This is a genomic window from Thiothrix lacustris DSM 21227 (assembly GCF_000621325.1).
GTDB lineage: Bacteria > Pseudomonadota > Gammaproteobacteria > Thiotrichales > Thiotrichaceae > Thiothrix > Thiothrix lacustris.
The window spans coordinates 112,232-132,501 of the sequence record NZ_KK211257.1; the positions used below are offsets into that span (position 1 = coordinate 112,232).

A 20,270-nucleotide genomic window follows, 5' to 3' on the forward strand; every position below is an offset into this window, starting at 1 on the left:
TGTCATTATACTTTAGTGGGATGATGTTATACTGATGACATCCACCTTTGTTGAGAGTCGTTTAATGCTGCCTAATAATGAAAATACTAACTCAGGCTTATTTCTTCCTTCGCCAATCAGACAACCTAAAATTCGCTGGGAGCATGTGCTGCCCTTATTGAGTCGTTTGCTGGTGTGGGGTCTCATTTTTGGTCTGCTAACCTTGCTTAGCTCATTTTTTACCCTGATTTTTTTGACATTTGTGTTTGCCTACCTGCAATCGGGCATTGTGGATATGCTAACTCGGCGGATGCGTTGGCTGCGCGTACCGGTGGTGATGTTGGTTGGAACCTTGTTTTTGGGGGCAATCATTACGGTCAGTTTGTTCCTTGCACCTCAGGTGTACCAACAGGCGACAGGGTTTGCGAAGGGCTTCTTTGTCTATATGGAGCGTATTGATACGGAAGTGCTGGCACTAGCGGAACGTTACCCCGTGTTGCAAGAGGCTATTCCTGAATTACGGCGCCCGCCTGTCGCAGCAACACCGGCTCCGGCTATTCCTGCATGGGCAGCACCTGCCACGCTGCCGGTGCCGAATGGTGCCGTGGTGGCCAATCCAGCCACAGGCGTTGTTGAGGCTGCACCTCGCGCTTTCCGGGATTCTCCCACCAGTTTATTACTGGGCTTTGTGACAGGCGAAAATAAGCCAGTGGATGGGCGGGAAGCGGTGAAAGTGGGGCTGGATAAGCTGACCCATTTCAGCAGCCAAGCCTTGGGGATTTTGACTACTTTCTTGCTGGCGCTGTTGTTTGCTTTCCTGATTGTGCTGGACTTGCCGCATTTGACCGCAAGTGTGCGCGATTTGGAAAATACCCGTTTACGCTTTATCTACGTGGAAGTGGCGGATAATATCTACCAGTTCGGTAAAGTATTGGGTCATGCCATGCAGGCGCAGTTTTACATTGCGTGTGTGAATACGGTGTTGACCGCGATTGGGGTGTCATTTTTAGGGATGGGCGAGCACATGGCCTTCCTTGCCGTGCTGGTCTTCTTGTTTAGTTTTGTGCCGGTGGCGGGCGTCTTCATCAGTTCAGTGCCGATTTGCCTGATCGCGCTGAATACCGGCGGCGCGAATCTGATGCTGTTGAGCATTGGCATGATCATCGTTATTCATTTAGTGGAAGGCTACCTCTTGAACCCGCTGATTTATGGCGCACGTCTGCGGGTTAACCCGGTGATCGTGCTGATTATCCTCACGGTTGGTGGTAAGTTGTTCCATATCTGGGGCTTGATCTTGGGGTTGCCGGTGTGCATTTACCTGTTTGGTCATGCGATTCGTTACCGTAAGATGTGATTTTCATTTGTATTGACCAATATCAAGCACTTATTGCCGAAACACGCCACAATGTCTGTCATGGCAATTAAACTTAATAAGTGAATCATTATGTTGGTGTTAGGTATTGGCAATATCCTGTTACAGGATGAAGGGATCGGCATCCATCTTCTCAACTTCATGGAAAGGTGTTTTCCTACGTTCCCGGATGTGACCTATCTGGATGGCGGGACACTGAGCTTTACCCTCGCCAGCGATATCGAAGAACACGATCACTTGCTGGTGCTGGATGCGGTGGAATTGAATGCAGCCCCCGGTACCTTGTGCTGTTACGAAAATGAGGCGATGGATCATTTTCTCGGTACAGCCAAGCGCAGCGCCCATGAAGTGGGTTTGCTGGATTTGATGGATATTGCCCGCCTGACCGATCACTTACCCAAACACCGCGCCTTGATCGGTATCCAGTACCAGACCTTTGGGTGGGGCGAGCAGCCAACACAGCGGGTAAAGCACAATATTCCGCTGGCAGGCCGTCTGGCTGCCAATGTCTTACAAAAGTGGGAGTTCGAGGCGCATCCGCCGTGCCGACCTCTCCGTCAAGCACCCAAGTTGGAGATCGCGCTATGAGTCTACATGCTATTCCTGTTCACGCCGAAGCCGCCGTCACGGGCAACCTGCGCCCCGTGCAGCACGAAATCCGTCAAGCACTGAGTGAGCTGATTGCGCATGGCACGCACGGCATGATCGACTTGCACAGCTTGCCGTTTTCACCACAGGAATATGCGGCACTGGATGATTTTCTGGGTGAAGGCGAAATCGACCTGACCCTCAATGTGCTGGGCAAAACCCGCCTGCGTGAAAGCAGCTATGCTGGCATCTGGCGTGTTGAACACTTTGACGACAACGACAAACGTATCGGTTATTTCATCGAAATTGGTCATGTGCCGGAAATCCTGCGTTCCCAATGCGACGACATTAAGGAAGGCTTGGCGACCATGACCACGATTCTCGCGATGGAGGAAAATGATAATGAGGACGACGCAACATGAACCCCACGAGGAAACCTTAGGCGAACGCCTACGCTCGCAAGGTATTTCGCGACGTGGTTTCCTGAAATTCTGCGGCCTGCTGGCTTCCAGCATGGCGCTTGCCCCGGCGATGGTGCCGAAAATCGCGGCAGCGCTGGAACAGGCCAAACGCCCTTCGGTGATCTGGCTTTCCTTTCAGGAATGCACTGGCTGTACCGAATCTCTGACCCGTTCCCACAGCCCTAGTATCGAAGGCTTGATCTTCGATGCCATCTCGCTGGATTACCACCATACCCTGCAAGCCGCCTCTGGTTATGGTGCGGAAGAAGCCCGTGCCGAGGCGATGAAAGAACACTACGGCAAGTACGTGCTGGTCGTGGATGGTTCTATTCCAATCGGCAACCCCGGCTTTTCCACTATCGCCGGTATCAGCAATCTGGATATGTTGAAAGAAGCTGCCGCAGGCGCCGCAGCCATTATCGCGGTGGGGACGTGCGCTGCCTTCGGTGGTTTGCCGAAAGCTGATCCGAACCCGACGGGCGCGGTTTCTGTTGCCGACATCATCAAGGACAAGCCGATCATTAACGTGTCCGGTTGCCCGCCGATTCCGGTGGTGATTACCGGCACGATTGCCCACATTCTGACGTTTGGTATACCTGAGCTGGACAGTCTGGGGCGTCCGAAAGCGTTTTACGGGCAAAATATCCACGACCGTTGCTACCGCCGTCCGTTTTACGAACGCGGTCTGTTTGCGGAAACTTTCGATGACGAAGGCGCAAAAGCAGGCTGGTGTTTGTACAAGCTCGGCTGCAAAGGGCCCGTCACGTACAACGCTTGCGCCACCCTCAAATGGAACGAAGGCACCAGCTTCCCGATTGAAGCCGGGCATGGTTGCATTGGCTGTTCCGAACCCAACTTTTGGGATTTCGGCGGCTTCTATAAGGCGCTATCCATTCCCACCGGTATGACGGGGCAAACGGCTGTTTATGCCGCTGCCGCCGGGATTGCCGTCGGGGTCGCCGCTGGTGCGATGAACAAGAAAGCCAAGATGGATGCTGATAGTTTGCACAAAACCGTCACCGTCGATGAATTGAATCAGGAGTCACCGTCATGAATGAAGTCGATTTCCTGTTATGGGTAAAAGGGCCAGCGTTTACCGTTGCCGTGGTGATCTTTGTCGCGGGTTTGGTCTTACGTCTGTTTGAAATCCTCTCGCTGGGGCGCAAACACAATTTCGCCGTGAGTAAAGGCGACCCGATGCAGGGCGGCCTGCGTGAAATGTGGCGACGTTCCATCCCGGCGGATAAGGCCACGTTTGAGCGTTCTCTGTTCACTATCGTGGCGGGGTATGTGTTCCACATTGGCCTGTTTGTGGTGATCTTCCTGTTGGCGGCACATATTGCGCTGATCAAAAGCGTGATTGGGTTTGGTTGGCCGAATTTGCCTACCCCGGTGGTGGATGCGTTTGCGGTCGTGACCATGATTGCGCTGATTGCGGTGCTGGTGCATCGCCTGCGCCATCCGGTGAAACGCTTCCTGTCAAAGCCGGGTGATTACGTGGTGTGGGCAGTGACGTTTTTGCCGCTGCTGACGGGCTACATGGCTTACCACCACTTGTTGCTGTCGCCGCAGATGATGCTGGGCTTGCATATTCTCAGCGTGGAATTGCTGCTGGTGCTGTTCCCGTTTACCAAGCTGATGCACGCTTTCACACTGTTTCTGTCCCGCTGGTATAACGGCGCGACAATGGGAATGCGGGGGGTTAAATCATGAGCGCACTGACACTCGAACGCGGTATCAACGCCTTCAAGGCGCAAATCGACGCGCCAATGGCGAGCTTCTTTTCTTCCTGCGTTTCCTGCGGGATGTGTGCGGAAGCCTGTTTGTTCTACACCGAAAACCCTGACCCCAAGTTCACGCCCATCTACAAGCTGGAGCCAATGCGCCGCGTGTGGGAACAGGAATACACCCTGATCGGCAAACTCAAAGCCAAGCTGGGCTTGAGCAAACCCGTGACCGACGCAGAACTCGCCGAATGGCAGGAACTGGTCTACAACAACTGCTCACTGTGCGGACGTTGTTCGGCAGTTTGCCCAGTCGGTAACGACATTACCTACATGATCCGCAAGATGCGTGAAGGCATGGTTGCCTCCGGTCACGCGCCGGAAGGCTTGATCGGCGCATCCACCCGTGCCGTACAGATCGGCAGCCCGATGGGGGTGAAACTGCCTGCCCTGCAAGCACAGGTCAAACACGTCGAAAAACACACTGGCATGGAGGTCCCCTTCGACAAGGAGGGCGCGGAATACCTGCTGATGCTGTCCTCGATGGAAATCATGAATTACCCCGAGTACTTGGAAGCGGTTGCCAAAATTCTTACCAACGCAGGCAAGACTTGGACGTTGAGTTCAGAGTGTTTCGAGGCCACCAATTCCGGCATCCAGATTGGCTCGTCCGACATTGCGCGGGAGTTGGTCAGTCGGGTGGTGGCTGCCGCCGAAAAGCTCAAAGTCAAAACCGTGATCAGCCCCGAATGTGGGCACGCTTACACCGCCTTGCGTTGGGAAGGGCCCAACCTGATTGGTCGCCCGTACACCTTCGCCGCCAAGCACATTGTCGAAGTGCTGGATGAATTACGGGTAGCAGGCTTGCTGGAAACCGAAGGTTTCGAGGACGCCAAAATGACCTTCCACGACCCTTGCCAGTTGGTACGGCGCGGTGGCGTGGTGCAACAACCGCGCAACCTGATGAACATGGTGGCGAAAAACTTCGTGGAAATGGCCGACCACGGCACCATGAACTGGTGCTGCGGCGCAGGCGGTGGTGTCAGCGCCAATGAAGATGCGGAAGAAGTGAAGATGAAAGCCTTCCAGCGCAAGAAAAAGCAGCTCGATGAACTCAAGGTCGACACGCTGGTAACGGCTTGCGCCAACTGCCGTATCCAGTTGGAAGAAGGGCTGGAAGTAAACCAGATGGATATGCCGGTGGTCGGTTTAACCGAAATGATCGCCGAACATCTGGTGGAGCGCAAAGACAAGGGAGGTGCAGCATGATCATGAATGACGCTGATTTCAAACAGGCGCTGGAACAATTGCCGCTGGCACAGCAACGCCGGGTAGGTTCTGCCTTTGTGCGCAATGTGCTGGCACTGAGCGCTGACCCGGTGGTGGCGAAAGTGCTGGATACGGCTTCTAACGCTGAAACCGTGGCTGACGACGAACTGGCGCTGGCCTTCAAAAATGCCAAGGCCGCCGCGCTGGAAAGCCACACCCGTTGCGGTGCTGACAGCGACTGGCAGGCGCAGGCTGGCTATTTCGTCGCCCGTGCCGCTTCTGCTTTGGTCGCTTCGGCGAAACAGGCCAAATCGCCCGCGTGGGAAGCTGCCGCCAATGCGCGGCTGGCGCGTACCTGCGGCATGATTGAATCCGCCGACGAATCCATGCACGAGGAAAGCGAAGCCCAATACCGCCTCCTTGATCAATTCTTGAACGACATTTGAGGATACCCACATGACTGAACGTGTCGTTGTCGACCCCATCACCCGCATCGAAGGCCACTTGCGTATCGAAGCGCAAATGAACGGTAATACTATCGAACAGGCGTATTCCGCCGGAACGATGGTGCGCGGTATTGAAATCATCCTGCGTGGGCGCGACCCGCGTGACGCTTGGGCGTATGCGCAACGCATCTGCGGTGTGTGTACGCTGGTGCACGGCATCGCCTCGGTGCGCTCGGTGGAAAATGCGCTGAATTACAGCATTCCGCCCAATGCGCAACTGATCCGCAACCTGATGATCGCGGCGCAATACGTGCATGATCATGTGATGCACTTTTATCACTTGCACGCGCTCGACTGGGTGGATGTGGTGTCTGCGCTCAAGGCCGACCCTAAGGCGACTTCCGACCTTGCGCAAAAGGTTTCACCAAGCTGGCCGAATTCCTCCGCCGGTTATTTCGCCGATCAGCAGGCCAAGCTGAAGAAATTTGTTGAAGCCGGGCAATTGGGCATTTTCGCTAAGGCGTATTGGGGGCATCCCGCCTACAAGCTGCCGCCGGAAGCCAATTTGATGGCAGTTTCACACTACCTTGAAGCGCTGGCGTGGCAACGCGATGTGGCGAAATTACACACCATTTTCGGCGGGAAAAACCCGCACCCCAACTTCCTCGTCGGTGGCGTGCCGTGCCCGATTGACCTGAATTCTGATTCCGCCCTCAACATGGAAAAGCTGTCGAAGGTGCAGGACATCATCAAGAAAATGCAGGTGTTCGTCGATCAGGTCTACGTGCCGGATACGCTCGCCATCGCCAGTTTCTACAAGGACTGGTTCAAGCAGGGTGAAGGCTTGGGCAATTTCATGACTTACGGTGATTTCCCGGAAAAGGGCATGGATGATCCGGCCTCGTTCCTGATTCCCTCCGGTGTAATCCTCAATCGCGACTTGTCGAAAATCCACCCGGTTGATTTGAATGCCGAAGACCAGATTCAGGAATTTGTTGCCCACTCATGGTACGACTACAGCGAGGGCAAGGATAAGGGCTTGCACCCTTACGCGGGCGAAACTGAGCTGAATTACACGGGCCCCAAACCGCCTTACACCCAACTCGAAGTTGATCAGTCGTATTCGTGGATGAAATCGCCGCGCTGGAAAGGTCAGGCGGTTGAGGTTGGGCCACTTGCCCGTGTGCTGATGCTGTACGCCACCGGGCACGAACACACCAAGGCGCTGGTCGATTACGCGCTGAAATATCTGGATCTGCCGATTGAGGCGCTGTATTCCACGATGGGGCGCACCGCTGCCCGCACGCTGGAAACCAAGATTGTTGCCGACAAGATGCAAACCTGGTTCGACAATCTCATCGCCAATATCAAGGCGGGCGATACCAAGACCTTCAACGAAACCTTGTGGGAGCCGTCAAGCTGGCCATCCAAAGCGCAAGGCGTCGGTTATATGGAAGCCCCGCGTGGTGCACTGGCGCATTGGATCGTGATCAAGGATGAAAAGATCGCCAACTATCAGGCTGTCGTGCCGAGTACTTGGAATGCCGGGCCGCGTGACGTGCAAAATCAGGCGGGGGCGTATGAAGCTTCGCTCAAAGGCCACGAGCTGCATGACCCGAAACAGCCGGTGGAGATTTTGCGCACCATCCACAGTTTCGACCCGTGCATTGCTTGCGCCGTGCATGTGACCGACCCGGATGGGGAAGAGCTGATTAAAGTGGAGATTCAATAATGAGTAAAGTGAAACGGTTGGTTGCCGGTGGTTTGCTGGTCGCGAGTGACGTTGTGGCGGCGCATCAGGATGGGTTTCCGCACCATTTTTTGTCTGAGCCGAATACCGAGCATTTTTGGTTGATTGGGAGTGGGTTGGAGTATGTGTTTGCGTGCGTGGTGGCGACGGTGGTGTTTTTTGTGCTGAAAAAGTGGAGCGTTATAATACCGCTCATCGACCATAATAAACCGCTTGTTGTGAAAATAGACAAAAAGTTGAAAAAATAGTTGCACACCCTCATAAGGTTTTATAGAATGCGCAACTTCAAAGCCGGCGTAGCTCAGTTGGTAGAGCAACTGACTTGTAATCAGTAGGTCCCGCGTTCGATTCGTGGTGCCGGCACCAAATTAAAAAGGATTGCATTAATGCAGTCCTTTTTTTTTGCCTGCGTTTGGGGGCGTGAATGTCACATCACCCTTGTTGCTCAATGATCTTCCTGAAACGCTGCAACTGCTTTTCGCGCACTTGCGTCATATCCAGTCGGTAAATCTCGTAAGGAAACAGAAACTCAGTCACACCAGAATCGAACAGCCGCCGTACTTCGTATTCATCGTGCGAAGTGCCGCGCTGGTAACGGTAGTTGAGGTAACTCTGGTTGGTGTGGATGATGAATTCCACTCGCATTCCGCCCATACGTGCAAAAAACTTCAGCATCTGGGTTTTGTTACTGCTGCCGACTGAAGTCGCATCGTAGTTGTTGCCCGCCAGCGTGTCCGAAATGTCTTCCAGAATCATCATGGAACCAGCTTTAACAGCGGCACGGGTCAGATGCCGTACCAGCCGTTTTATATGGTTGACGTTATCCAGTACCGCCATTAACCCCAGTTCGTCATCAACAGCAGCGGCCGGATTTTTCTCATTCTTACGTAACAGTTTCAGCACCTTGGCGGCAGAATCCTTTTTGCGCACCGTGACGTATACCGGGATTTCCTGACCATTGCTGTGGAACAGGCGGCGTTTGACCAAGGTGAGTTTTTCGTTTTCAGCAAATTCATGCAGATGGCGGGCAGTCTCCGCATCAATGACGTCGACCTCGGTGCAACTGAAATCGGTGCTGTCGTGGCGGCTGGCAAGGTAAGCAATTTCCAGCTCGCCGATCTTGAGCTGCGGGCTCCAGACAAATTGATTAAGGAAGCTCAGAAAGGCAGAAAACTTGTTTTCAATATCGGTTTCGCGCTCGCGTTGGTCAATGGAACCGGCCAACCCCATCAGCACCAGTTTGCGTTTGGCCTCGAAGCGGATTTTTTTGTGGTAGCGGTCGTCGAAAATCATCAGCAGCAGGTCTACCGGGTTTTTCGAGGTTTCAATCTCGTTGCTGATCTCGATGTTGGAGCTGTAAGCTGCCAGTACCTTGTTGCGAATTTGCCCGATCACCGCATCGGCGGTATTCATGTATTCGTGGATTTTGCCGCGTATTTCGGACAGTTCACCGCTAATCCCGAACAAATTCCCCAGCAGCCGGTAAGCGCGTTCGCTGCGTTGCGCCCGCAGCAGCGGGTTCTGGATCAAGTCGGGAATTTCATCGAAAGATTCAATCTGTAACAAGTCGAATAACTGGTCACGCACTGCCCGGTACTTGGAAGCCATTTGCCTGTTGTGATGGAAAGTTCTCGCCCATAGCCGGTTTTGCCGAGAAAATGGGTGCTCAAAAGAAATCTGGTCACGGACGGCGAATGGCCCATCCTGTTTCATGGCGATAAAAATGGATTTTTCGTCGACGATGCTCATGGATACGTCCGCCTTGGCGATGATGGGTATAATGCTGCGCCATTGTACTGTCTATTCACCAGTAATATAAGGAACGCACCATGAAACTGTTTATTCGCATTGGTTTAACTGCTGTGATCGCCTTCAGCACCGTCACCGCATGGGCAGAAGAGGTGCATGTCGCCGTCGCCGCCAATTTCATCAAGCCAATGGAAAAAATTGCCGCTGATTTTGAGAAAGCGACAGGCAACAAGGTGCTGACCGCCGCCGGTGCTAGTGGCAAGCTGGTGGAACAAATGAAACACGGTGCGCCCTTTGAGGTGTTTCTGTCAGCCGACCAGAAAAACCCCATGAAACTGGAAACTGAAAAGCTGGATGTGCCGGGTAGCCGTTATACCTACGCTATTGGGAAACTGGTCTTGTGGTCTGCCCAGCCGGATTACGTGGATGACAAGGGTGAGGTGCTAAAAACAGGTGATTTCCAGCACATCGCCATCGCTGACCCCAAAACCGCGCCGTATGGCAAGGCTGCTCTGAGCGTCATGGAAAAAATGGCGTTGCTGGACACCCTGAAACCCAAAATCGTGCAGGGTGATAGCATTGCCCAGACGCAGGCATTTGTCGGCAGCGGCAATGCTGAACTGGGTTTCGTCGCGCTCTCACAAGTCATCAAGGATACAACCGGCTCTAGCTGGATGGTTCCCCAAGACTGGTATGAGCCGCTGTCTCAGGATGTCATCCTGCTCAAAACCGGGGAAAACAATGCGGCGGCGAAAGCCCTGCTGGATTACCTCAAAACCGCACCAGCCCAAGCCGTGATCAAGGACTACGGCTACGATTTGCCAACATGGGCAACAAGCGATGCTAAATGACGAAGACTTTGGCGCAATCCTGCTGACCCTGAAACTGGCAAGTCTAGTGACCGTTATCCTACTGCTGGTCGGCACACCCATTGCGTGGTGGTTGGCGCACACGGTTTCGCGCTGGAAAGGGATTATCGGCGCATTGGTGGCCTTGCCGCTGGTATTACCACCAGCAGTGCTGGGTTTTTACCTACTGGTGTTGATGGGGCCGCAGGGTGCGGTCGGGCAATTTACCAAAGCCATTGGGCTGGGAACGCTGCCGTTTACTTTCGGTGGGTTGGTGATTGCTTCGGTGATTTACTCGTTGCCATTCGTGGTACAACCTTTGCAGAATGCTTTTGAGGCAATTGGCACGCGCCCGCTGGAAGTCGCGGCGACCCTACGCGCCAGCCCGCTGGATACGTTTTTCAGCGTGGTGGTTCCGCTGGCTCGCCCCGGATTTCTTACCGCGTCCATTCTGGGATTTGCGCACACCATTGGCGAATTCGGTGTGGTATTGATGGTGGGCGGTAATATTCCTGACAAGACGCGGGTGATTTCCATGCAGATTTTTAACCATGTCGAAACTGGCGAATACGCACAAGCGCACTGGCTATCGGCGGGGATGCTGGTGTTTTCGTTCGTGGTGCTGTTGGTGCTGTACACACTGACCCCGAACCCTTGGAGGCAACGTTGATATGGAAGGAATCCATGCGCGGTTTCACCTGCCATTCCCCGATTTCACGCTGGAAACCGACTTGAACCTGCCAGAACGGGGCGTAACAGCGCTGTTCGGGCATTCCGGTTCCGGCAAGACCACGTTGTTGCGTTGCATTGCTGGCTTGGAACGGCCTCGCGAAGGTTTCCTGCAAGTACGCGGCAAGCGCTGGCAGGACAGCAAGCAAGGTATTTTCCTGCCTACCCACCAGCGCCCGTTGGGCTATGTGTTTCAGGAAGCCAGCCTGTTTCCGCACCTGAACGTGCGCAAGAATCTGGAATTCGGGCGTAAGCGGACGGGATTCGTGCGCAACCCCCGTGGGCTGGAACAGGCAGTGGAGTTGCTGGGTATCAGCCATTTGCTGGAACGGATGCCGGACAAGCTTTCCGGCGGCGAACGCCAGCGGGTTGCCATTGCCCGCGCTTTAGCGGTTTGCCCACAAGTGCTGCTGATGGATGAACCGCTAGCGGCGCTCGATTTGCAGCGTAAACAGGAAATCCTGCCGTTCCTGAGCCGTCTCAATAGCGAACTCGACATTCCCATCCTCTACGTCACCCATTCCCCGCAGGAAGTGACCCGGCTGGCGGATTATCTGGTGGTGCTGGAAAAAGGCAAGGTGCTGCGTTCCGGCACGCTGGAAGAAACCATGACGGCGTTGGATTCACCCTTGGCGCAAGGCCAGCAGGCATCCACGATTTTGACGGGAACCGTGAGTGCGTATGAGGCAGCATTTCACCTCACCCGTATGGCCTTTTCCGGTGGTGAGATCAGCTTGCCGACCGCGCAGGCGTTTGCTGTTGGGGAACGCTTGCGGTTGCGGGTTTATGCCAGCGATGTGGCGATTGCACTGCATCCGGTGCAGGATTCCAGCATTCTCAATGTGTTACCCGCCACGATTACCGGGCTGGCCAATGACCAGCAGGGGAGAACCATGTTGCGGCTGAACGTCGGAGATACGGCCTTGCTGGCGAGTATTACCCACAAATCTGCCAGCGTGTTGGGTTTGCATAAGGGGATGCAGGTGTTCGCCCAGATCAAGGCAACCGCCATTTTGTAGGGTGGAAGAATGGGGGGTATGTGTGGGATGCTAAATAAGTAGTAGTGATCTTTCCTCACAAGCCGCCTCGCCTCTGGTATTCTTTACGCCATATCCACACCCCCATGCCTGTCAGCCGGAGCATAACATGACGCATTCGAGTTACCCTGTCGAACCTGGAAATCGGAGCCAAGGCGGCACTACCATCACTGAAGACGGCGTGAATTTCTGCGTTTTCTCCCGGCACGCGGAGCGTCTGGAATTGCTGTTGTTCGAGCGCGATGACAGCACAGAACCTTTCCAGATTATCGAACTGGATCCAGATACGCACCGCACCTTTTTCTTTTGGCACGTATTGGTACTGGGCTTGCCGATGGGAACTTGGTACAACTGGCGTGCCCACGGGCAGGGCGAAACCCGCACCACCGGTCGCCGCTTTGATAGTGAAAAAGCCTTGCTAGACCCGTGGGCGACCACGATCAGTGACCGGCTGTGGAATCGCGAGGCCGCTTCTCTTCCCGGCGATAATGTCGCCCAAGCGATGCGGGCGATGGTGCAGAGTGATGCTTACGATTGGGAAGGTGATACCCCGTTACACATTCCGTTGAGCGAGTCGGTTATCTATGAGATGCACGTGGGCGGCTTTACCCGGCATCCTTCCTCCGGGGTCGAGCATCCCGGTAGTTATGCTGGTGTTATCGAGAAGATTCCCTACTTACAGGCACTGGGTGTTACCCACGTGGAGCTGCTGCCAGTGATGGCGTTCGACCGGCAGGATTTACCGCCCAAAACGGCGTTGATGGGGTTAAGCAATTACTGGGGTTACAGCACGCACAGCTTCTATGCACCGCATCCGCATTTTGCGGTGGAAGCGGCGCGTGCCCGCGATGAGTTCCGCGATATGGTCAAGGCATTGCACCGCGCAGGCATGGGCGTGATTCTCGATGTGGTCTTCAATCACACCGCCGAGGGTAGCCCGTTTGGCCCTACCATCAATTTCAAGGGACTCGGCAACGAGATGTTTTACCACTTGGACTTCATCGACCGCAGCCGCTATCGGGATTACAGCGGCTGCGGCAATACCGTGAACTGCAATCACCCGATGGTGAGCCGCTTTCTGGTGGATGCCCTGCGCTATTGGGTGGAAGAGATGCATGTGGATGGCTTCCGCTTCGATCTGGCGAGTGCGATGGCGCGGGGTGAGGATGGCAACCCCCAGTACCATGCGCCGATGCTCTGGCATATTGAGCTATCCCAGTTTTTGAGCCAAACCCATATCATCGCCGAAGCATGGGATGCTGCCGGGCTTTACCAGTTGGGGGATTTCCCCGGTTTCCGCTGGGCGGAATGGAATGGCCTGTACCGGGATGTGATCCGCGCTTTTGTGCGTGGTGACACCGGACTGGTTCCCGAAGTCGCTACCCGTATGTGTGGCTCCAGCGATTTGTATGCTTCCCGTGGACGCTTGCCGTGGAACTCGATCAACTTTGTCACCTGCCACGACGGTTACACCCTGTGGGATCTGGTCAGTTTTGAAGGCAAGCACAACGCCGCCAATGGCGAAGACAACCGCGACGGTCATAATCACAACTTGAGCGCCAACTACGGGGTGGAAGGGGCTAGCGATGACCCGCGTATCGACCGGCTGCGCCGTCGTCAGGCGAAAAACCTTGTCGCCATTTTGCTGCTTAGTCAGGGCGTGCCGATGCTGCATGGTAGCGACGAGATACTGGCTACCAAACAGGGCAATAACAACACCTATTGCCAAGATAATGCCTTGTCTTGGCAAGACTGGAATCTGGTGGAACGCAACGCCGACATGCTGGCTTTCGTGCAGGGCATGATCCGGCTACGGCGTCGCCACCCGACCTTAAGCCGCTCGCGTTTTGTTACCGGCCAGCCCAGAAACGGCCATGACTTGCCCGACATTACTTGGCATGGAACGGCACTCAATGCAGCACCGTGGAACGACCCGGATGCCCGGCACATTGCGTTCACCCTTGCTGGTAGCAAACCCGATGAGCCAGCGCTGCATATCGTGCTGAATATGGCGGTGGAAGCGCAGACGTTCGCGTTGCCACCGTTCCCTGGTCGGCAGTGGCGACTCGCTGTCGATACCACCACCGCACCGGGGGTTTATGAACCCGCTGGACAACCCATCATCAGTGCGAACCAGCTCACAGTGGAGGGACGCTGTGTGGTGGTGCTGGAGTCCCACTGAGGCATTAGCAGCAGGAACGGGACAAGGCCATGTGCGCTGCGCCCAGTAACGGCGCTTCAGGATTCAGCGACAAGCGCACCGGAATGTGCTCAATCGCCCGCGCCATGCGCCCCTTGTCGAGGAAGCCTTGCATGAACAAGCCGGTTTCCAAGGCTGCCCGGATTTTTGGTGCGATACCGCCGCCGATGTAAATACCGCCGCGTGGCAGGCATTTCAGCGCGAGATTGCCCGCCTCGCTCCCGTAAATACGCACGAACAAACGCATGACTTCAGTGCAGAGTGGATCATCGCCTTGCAAGCCATGACGGCTGATCACGGCATTGCGGTCTTCGTGCAACATTTCAGCTTCGATGGCGGCATTTGGTGCGGCATGGTTGGATGCCCGCAGAAAATCATAAAGATTGCCGAAACCGTCACCTGCGAGAATGCGTTCGCCGCTGACGTGACCGCCAAAGCGTTCACGTAAAAAGACCAGCAAGGCGTCCTCTTGAGAAGAATTGGCACCGAAATCGCAATGCCCGCCCTCTGTCGGCATGACGATGTGACGCTGCCCGTCCCACGCCATGATCGCTTGTCCCAGCCCCGTTCCCGCTGCAATCACGGCGGCATGTCCGGTTTGGGGGGCGGCGTGTGGATTCAGTTCCACGAATTCGTCAGCGGCTAAATGCAGCATTCCGTAAGCGGCCGCCTCAAGGTCATTAATGAGGTACACATCTTCAAACCCAAAGTCTTCGGCCAGTATGCCTGCATCAATCACCCACGGCAGGTTGGTCGCATTGCAACGCTGCTGCTGGATGGGGCCAGCGATACCGAAACAGGCGCATTCAGGCCGCAGCGGAGCCACGTCGGTTAGAAAAGACGTGACCAAATCGCCAAAACGTTCATAACCTGAACTTGGATAGACAGCCTTGTGAACCTCTTCCAGTGATGTGCCATCGGGTTTGGCAGCGTTCACCCGGTACAGGCATAAAACCGTCTTGGTGCCGCCCACATCCCCTGCGAGTACGTGTGTCATGGTGCTTCCCCTGTATTATTGTTGAGCAAATGTGCCAGTGCCGCCACGATGTGATTGGCGACTTCTGACGGCGGGCACTGGTAAAATTCGCTCCAGGCAATGCCCCGGTATTGATCATAATCAGCCGTCTGTTGCGGGTGGTTCTGCTGCCAAGCCAGCCGCACGGCGTGGCCGATAATGACGTCGATGAACAAGGTATCATCAATGCGCAATGCCGGATTCTTCCACATCACCACCATCAGTACCTGCAAGGCTTCGGTATACAACTGGCGGCTGTCCGGTGCGGGTGTTTTATGCAGGATGTGCTCGACCCGATCCTTGAAAAGTTTTTCGCCGCGCGTCATGTTGGCGCATAGCTTGTGGTCGAGGCGTAGTTTCGGATTCCACTGATCACCGATGACCAGACCCGTGCTTTGATTGACAATATCCCAGACGCCCTCGAAGAAACCTTCGCGATAACGCCCGATGCTGCCCTGAATGGAGCGCCATTCATGCCAGTTAGCGACATTTGCAAGCTCGGGATCCATGCTGGCGTCGAACTTGACGGTAAGCATTCCGCTTGAATCCGACGACACCTGCATCTGTTCCCGTTGCAGCAGGGTATCCCGAGCGTCCTGAAAATGCTCCAGCACGTCGCGCACGGCTCTGGAGACTTCATGCGGAGCCATGACCATTAAGACATCCATCGCATCGCTGATCGACAAACGCTTTTCGCGGCGCAAGCGTACCGCAATCAATTGCAGCAATTGCCCGGTGCGGATCAGGGTCATGTTGTCGAACAACTCCGGGTGCGCCCGCAGCAACAAACCCAGATTGAGGATCAGTTCCTGAGTCAGAATCTGGGCGCGTAGGTCGTCAGGGTTGAACTGGCGAATGGCTTGCAACAATTCGTCTGCCCCCATTGGGCGACGGAATGTCGAGTCGCGGCTGTAAGAGCGCGACACACTTAGCGCCTTCTGGTGTACCACGATCTCGGTGGCAGCACCTTCAAGGTTAATGTCATGCTTGCCCAACACCGCTGCGCTGAGCCGGATCAGTTGCCAGTGGCGTTCCTCGCAAGCGCGGACATAAACTTCTTCCAGCAGGTCGCGAACTCGCGCAGGTTGGTCATCCATGTCAAGCAGGCCGGTATCGAAATCGAGGCCGTGGCGTGCTTCCAGTTGATACAAGGCATCGAACTGAACCTGCAAGTCTGCCCGTGTCGTCATCAGGCGGATCAGGTGAGTGTCGCCCAGCAGCAAAGGCTCAACCTGATCGCTGAGGTGCTCTTCGTCGTCGGTGATTGGCAATAGTATGAAACAGGGGCGGTCGGTCTGTGCGCCGCTGTCATCTGGAAACTGGTAGCCGTGCAGGCTATCAATGCGTTCACGTCCGGCGGTCGGCAGAAAGTTGGCAACACGCCCAAGCTGAACAGGGGTATCACCGACTTGCCCCTCGCGGCATTCACTCATGAAATCGAGCAACGCCGCGCTGCCTTCTGCCGTTAACATGCGTTCAGTGACGACCAATACCACCAATGGCCGACCGGGGGCGTCCCACTGCTTGCTGACGTAGGTGAGCAGCATCTTCAAGCGTTCGACCAGCATGGCATTGTCGAGCGCCAGATAGAAATCATGCCGGTTGATGAAATGCGGCTGGAACAAGATGCGCTGACCGTCGAAGGTATAAAGGAAACTGGTCGCCAGCCCGCGCAGGTGACGCAAGGGGCGTCCGCTCAGGCCGAGACGTTCGTTACGACCAAGCTGGCAGTAAGCATCCGCCAAGGCGGTGGCTTCATGGATGATGACAGGCAACACTTCGTTGCGTGTCTCTGTCTTGATGCCTTGTGCCTCCAAGCGCAGTTTGATGCTGGGCGAATCGGCTAGCAGCGCAAACTGCACCCGGCGTCCGCGCCGTTGCCCAATTCGCAGACGGCGACCCAGTGGGTCGATGTCGGTCACGTCCAGCAGACCATCCTGAATCAATGCGCCGAGGATATACAGGCTTTGCGCCCATACCAGCGGCACATTTTCGTTGGGTTCGCGATCCTGACTGTGGGGATTGCTGCGTTCCGCTGCGATACGCTCCGCTGGAACCCGGTACAGCTCTGGCAATAGCAAGTCGCCGTCACGCTCGACCAGCAGGTTTTCCAGTTTGTCGCGGTAGATTTTCGCCTGCTTTTCATCCCCACGAAACAGGTGATGCAGCAGCAGGTAGGTAAAGAATAACGGCCATTCGCATTCGATATGCTCGAACTGCAACATCTCCTCGGGTTCGTAATGCAGGCGCTGGTGATCCTCGATCACGGTTTGGTGGCCGTCGCGCAGGAAACGCTTGCACCCGTAACGGCCTTCCAGCTTGTTGACGACTTCCGCGACGGTTGCTTCGACGAGGCTTGCGTCTTCGACGGCGAAGGCTGGGTAGCCGACGATGCTGAGGGTGGCGGCATCAACCTCTTTTGAGAGGGATTCGCTCGGCAGGCTGGATTCAAGCGTGATGCGGGCGCGGGCTACTTCGTCAGGCACGACGTGTATGACCGATGCTTGCCCGCCGCCAGCGCCGAACAGGTTGAAGCCATTCAGTGCTTCCAGCGCGGCTTTCGCCATGCCGACTGAACTGCTGTTGATTTCGGCAATGCCATGATTGATCTTGTTGCCGCGTTCCCAGATGCCATAGTCCGGCGTGCGGTAGGCGCGACCGATGTAATGCACCAGATTCTGCACGAAACTGACTTCATCAAGGGTAAAGATAATGCGTAAACCGGAGGCGGTCATCTGCGCCAGCATTAGCAGGAAGAGGGATGTCGCGTCGAGTTGCAGATGCCCCCATTCATCATCACCCACGACGGGATCACCGCTGCCGGTGTCATATTTGGCGTGCAGGGCATCGAGTGGGTCTTGCGTCTGTTTGAAGCATTCCACTTTGGAAGACTGACGCATCATGGCGATTAACAGGCCGCGCATGAGCTTGACCACGCTCTGTTCCAGCAGCACGGTGCGGCCATCGCTTTCATCAAGACGGCGATAGGCCAGACCTAGCCCCCAGGCGGCCAGAATGCTGTACACATTGTCGCGTACCCAAGCGTCGGTGTAATCGCCGTGCGCGGTGATAGCCGTGCTGGCCGGTAACAAGCCGGTGATCGGATGCTGGCGCGACAGGATGATACGGGTTACTTGCTGGTAATAGTGATCCAGTTTGTCGAGAGAGGTGCAGTTCATGGTAGTTTGGTCTTTTGTTAAGTTTCTTGGCTGACAATCTACACGTTGACGGCATTTTTACAAACATTTGGAAGCCGAGTTTTGTTGAAAAGGTAGTAATGGATGAATGTGAGTATCGTCGCTCGCGCCGGGATACCCGCCAATGGCCTTGCTAGAGGTGCTGTGCTTATCCTCGCGTCGGAATTTTTTCTGGTGTGTTCGGGGATGGTGATCAAGCATTTGCACGGGGTGGCTTCTACTGAACAGACGGTGTTTTTCCGCAATCTGTTTGGGTTGGTGTTGTTGTTACCGTGGTTGTGGCATCGCGGTGGGGTACAGGTGCTGAAAACCACCTGCTTGCATTTGCATTTTATGCGGGCGCTGACCGGGGTGATCGCCATGTCGTGCCTCTATTACGCTTGGGCGCGTTTGCCATTGGCGGAGGCGGCGCTGTTGAAACAGACCATGCCGTTTTTCGTGCCCATCGTGGCATTTTTTTGGATGAAGGAACGCCTGTCGTGGCATACCGTTGCGGCTATCGCGCTCGGTTTCGTCGGTGTGATGTTGGTGCTGAATCCGATGCAGGAGGCAAGCGTGTTTAACCTTGCGGTGCTTGTAGGGTTGGCGGGTGCGGTGCTGGGTGGGGGAACCAAGGTCAGTATCCGGCGGATGCGTTCGAGCGAAGAACCGGCGCTGCGGGTGGTGTTTTATTTCGCGCTGTTTGCCAGTGTGTTGTCGGTGATTCCGGCGGTGCTTTACTGGCAGCCGTTGGATGCGGTGGCGTATGGTTGGTTGATGCTGTTGGGGGCGTTCGCTACGTTGGCGCAATTGTTGCTGACGGCGGCTTACGGGTACGCGCCTGCGGGGCAGTTGGGGGCGTTTACCTATGCGTCGGTGGTGTTCGCTGCGCTGCTGGGGTGGTGGTGGTGGAATGAGTCGCTGAGCGGGTTGGCGTTGCTGGGCATGAGTGTGATTATTGCCGCCGGGATGCTGGTGATGTGGGGACAAAGGAGCCGCGCCTGAACGACAAAAGTGCAGTCAGTTTGCCAGCTTTTTTGATGAGGTGTGGGATTTGGATGGTTGTCAGTAACAGGTTAAAAATAGACAGGTTTTATTTACTTTTACATTTGCAGGAGGCGCAACATGGATATGAGTTTGTTGTTGATATTACTAGCGTTGGGCGCTGTCGTCGGGTTCTTTGCTGGGTTATTTGGTGTTGGGGGCGGCGGTATCATGGTTCCAGCCTTGACCACGTTGTTTGTGAGTAAAGGTTTTCCGCCGGATCAGGTGGTGCATTTAGCGCTGGGAACTTCCATGGCGGCGATTGTCATGACTTCTTTTTCGAGTCTGCGGGCGCATCATGCCAAAGGCGCGGTGTTGTGGCCGGTAGTGCGTCACGTGACGCCGGGTATTTTGCTGGGAACGTTTACAGCGACTTTTTTGGCAACCTATCTTTCTTCACAGCATTTGGCGATTTTCTTTGCCTGTTTTATGGGCTATGTTGCTTTGCAAATGATGTTGAATGCCAAGCCTAAGCCGCATCGTGAATTGCCGGGTGCAATGGGGTTGGCGTCGGTTGGAGCGGGTATCGGGGCAGTGTCGGCGCTGGTGGCGATTGGTGGTGGTTCGCTTTCCGTGCCTTATCTGACGTGGTGTAACGTCAATATCCGTAATGCAATTGCGACTTCCGCTGCCATTGGTTTGCCGATTGCATTGGCGGGGACGCTGGGGTATTTGTTCAATGGTTGGGGGCAGGCGGGCTTACCAACCTACACCTTGGGTTTCATTTACTGGCCTGCGGTTATGGTGATTTCACTGGTCAGTTATTTTACTACGCCGTTTGGGGCGAATTTGGTACATTCCTTGCCGATACCGATTCTGAAGAAAGGCTTTGCGCTGTTGCTGGTGTTGTTGAGCCTGAAGATGCTGCATTCGGTGCTGTAAG

At 55.1% G+C, this 20,270-nt stretch carries 18 protein-coding genes and 1 tRNA gene; 16 read left to right on the top strand and 3 right to left on the bottom strand.

Going from position 1 to position 20,270, the window contains the following annotated elements; translation table 11 throughout:
• Window positions 1-34: 34 nt before the first annotated feature.
• From Q394_RS21750 to Q394_RS0117250, 10 genes are all read left to right on the top strand, one after another.
• Window positions 35-1,333: an AI-2E family transporter gene (locus Q394_RS21750; protein WP_084260521.1), complete on the top strand. Its 1,299-nt coding sequence runs from the start codon at window positions 35-37 to the stop codon at window positions 1,331-1,333.
• 90 nt (window positions 1,334-1,423) lie between these two features.
• Window positions 1,424-1,939 (top strand): HyaD/HybD family hydrogenase maturation endopeptidase, encoded by a 516-nt coding sequence (locus Q394_RS21010; protein ID WP_084260522.1) that lies wholly within the window; start codon window positions 1,424-1,426, stop codon window positions 1,937-1,939.
• Complete coding sequence (locus tag Q394_RS21015; RefSeq protein WP_051543536.1) at window positions 1,936-2,361, top strand: hydrogenase expression/formation C-terminal domain-containing protein; 426 nt, start codon at window positions 1,936-1,938, stop codon at window positions 2,359-2,361. The genes Q394_RS21010 and Q394_RS21015 overlap by 4 nt, the downstream gene beginning before the upstream one ends.
• On the top strand, window positions 2,342-3,454 hold the full coding sequence (locus Q394_RS0117220; RefSeq protein WP_038141922.1) for a hydrogenase small subunit: 1,113 nt from the start codon (window positions 2,342-2,344) through the stop codon (window positions 3,452-3,454). Before Q394_RS21015 ends, Q394_RS0117220 begins: the two co-directional genes overlap by 20 nt.
• Complete coding sequence (locus Q394_RS0117225; RefSeq protein WP_028490334.1) at window positions 3,451-4,113, top strand: hypothetical protein; 663 nt, start codon at window positions 3,451-3,453, stop codon at window positions 4,111-4,113. The genes Q394_RS0117220 and Q394_RS0117225 overlap by 4 nt, the downstream gene beginning before the upstream one ends.
• Window positions 4,110-5,393, top strand: a complete 1,284-nt coding sequence (locus Q394_RS0117230; RefSeq protein ID WP_028490335.1) for a (Fe-S)-binding protein — start codon at window positions 4,110-4,112, stop codon at window positions 5,391-5,393. Before Q394_RS0117225 ends, Q394_RS0117230 begins: the two co-directional genes overlap by 4 nt.
• The gene (locus Q394_RS0117235) at window positions 5,390-5,839 is read left to right on the top strand and encodes a hypothetical protein (RefSeq protein ID WP_028490336.1); all 450 of its coding nucleotides are present in this window, start codon (window positions 5,390-5,392) and stop codon (window positions 5,837-5,839) included. The genes Q394_RS0117230 and Q394_RS0117235 overlap by 4 nt, the downstream gene beginning before the upstream one ends.
• Window positions 5,840-5,849: 10 nt before the next feature.
• Entirely contained in the window at window positions 5,850-7,571 is a 1,722-nt protein-coding gene (locus Q394_RS0117240; RefSeq protein WP_028490337.1) for a nickel-dependent hydrogenase large subunit, read from the top strand.
• On the top strand, window positions 7,571-7,837 hold the full coding sequence (locus Q394_RS0117245) for a hypothetical protein (protein WP_028490338.1): 267 nt from the start codon (window positions 7,571-7,573) through the stop codon (window positions 7,835-7,837). The genes Q394_RS0117240 and Q394_RS0117245 overlap by 1 nt, the downstream gene beginning before the upstream one ends.
• Before the next feature lie 42 nt (window positions 7,838-7,879).
• Window positions 7,880-7,955: transfer RNA gene (locus tag Q394_RS0117250), tRNA-Thr, on the top strand.
• 66 nt (window positions 7,956-8,021) lie between these two features.
• Here Q394_RS0117250 and Q394_RS0117255 read toward each other — a convergent pair.
• Window positions 8,022-9,338, bottom strand: a complete 1,317-nt coding sequence (locus Q394_RS0117255) for a hypothetical protein (RefSeq protein ID WP_028490339.1) — start codon at window positions 9,336-9,338, stop codon at window positions 8,022-8,024.
• 80 nt (window positions 9,339-9,418) lie between these two features.
• Here Q394_RS0117255 and modA point away from each other — a divergent pair, with 80 nt between their 5' ends.
• The 4 genes from modA (at window position 9,419) to glgX (ending at window position 14,134) form a co-directional block, all read left to right on the top strand.
• Complete coding sequence (modA, locus tag Q394_RS0117260; RefSeq protein ID WP_028490340.1) at window positions 9,419-10,189, top strand: molybdate ABC transporter substrate-binding protein; 771 nt, start codon at window positions 9,419-9,421, stop codon at window positions 10,187-10,189.
• Window positions 10,179-10,856 carry a molybdate ABC transporter permease subunit gene (gene modB / locus Q394_RS0117265; RefSeq protein ID WP_028490341.1) on the top strand — a complete coding sequence of 226 codons (678 nt, stop codon included), beginning with the start codon at window positions 10,179-10,181 and terminating at the stop codon, window positions 10,854-10,856. The genes modA and modB overlap by 11 nt, the downstream gene beginning before the upstream one ends.
• A gap of 1 nt (window position 10,857) precedes the next feature.
• Window positions 10,858-11,934: a molybdenum ABC transporter ATP-binding protein gene (gene modC / locus Q394_RS0117270; RefSeq protein ID WP_028490342.1), complete on the top strand. Its 1,077-nt coding sequence runs from the start codon at window positions 10,858-10,860 to the stop codon at window positions 11,932-11,934.
• A gap of 127 nt (window positions 11,935-12,061) precedes the next feature.
• A complete protein-coding gene (gene glgX, locus Q394_RS0117275; RefSeq protein WP_028490343.1) occupies window positions 12,062-14,134 on the top strand; it encodes a glycogen debranching protein GlgX in 2,073 nt (690 codons plus the stop codon).
• Between the two features lie 4 nt (window positions 14,135-14,138).
• On the opposite strand, the gene glk is transcribed toward glgX, so the two are convergent.
• Both glk and Q394_RS0117285 read right to left on the bottom strand, forming a co-directional pair.
• Window positions 14,139-15,149: a glucokinase gene (gene glk, locus Q394_RS0117280; protein ID WP_028490344.1), complete on the bottom strand. Its 1,011-nt coding sequence runs from the start codon at window positions 15,147-15,149 to the stop codon at window positions 14,139-14,141.
• Window positions 15,146-18,346: a phosphorylase b kinase regulatory subunit alpha/beta gene (locus Q394_RS0117285; RefSeq protein ID WP_028490345.1), complete on the bottom strand. Its 3,201-nt coding sequence runs from the start codon at window positions 18,344-18,346 to the stop codon at window positions 15,146-15,148. The genes glk and Q394_RS0117285 overlap by 4 nt, the downstream gene beginning before the upstream one ends.
• A gap of 102 nt (window positions 18,347-18,448) precedes the next feature.
• Between Q394_RS0117285 and Q394_RS0117290 the strand changes: the two genes are divergently transcribed.
• On the top strand, window positions 18,449-19,348 hold the full coding sequence (locus tag Q394_RS0117290; RefSeq protein ID WP_028490346.1) for a DMT family transporter: 900 nt from the start codon (window positions 18,449-18,451) through the stop codon (window positions 19,346-19,348).
• Between the two features lie 120 nt (window positions 19,349-19,468).
• Window positions 19,469-20,269 (top strand): sulfite exporter TauE/SafE family protein, encoded by an 801-nt coding sequence (locus Q394_RS0117295; RefSeq protein ID WP_245606814.1) that lies wholly within the window; start codon window positions 19,469-19,471, stop codon window positions 20,267-20,269.
• Window position 20,270: the final 1 nt, after the last annotated feature.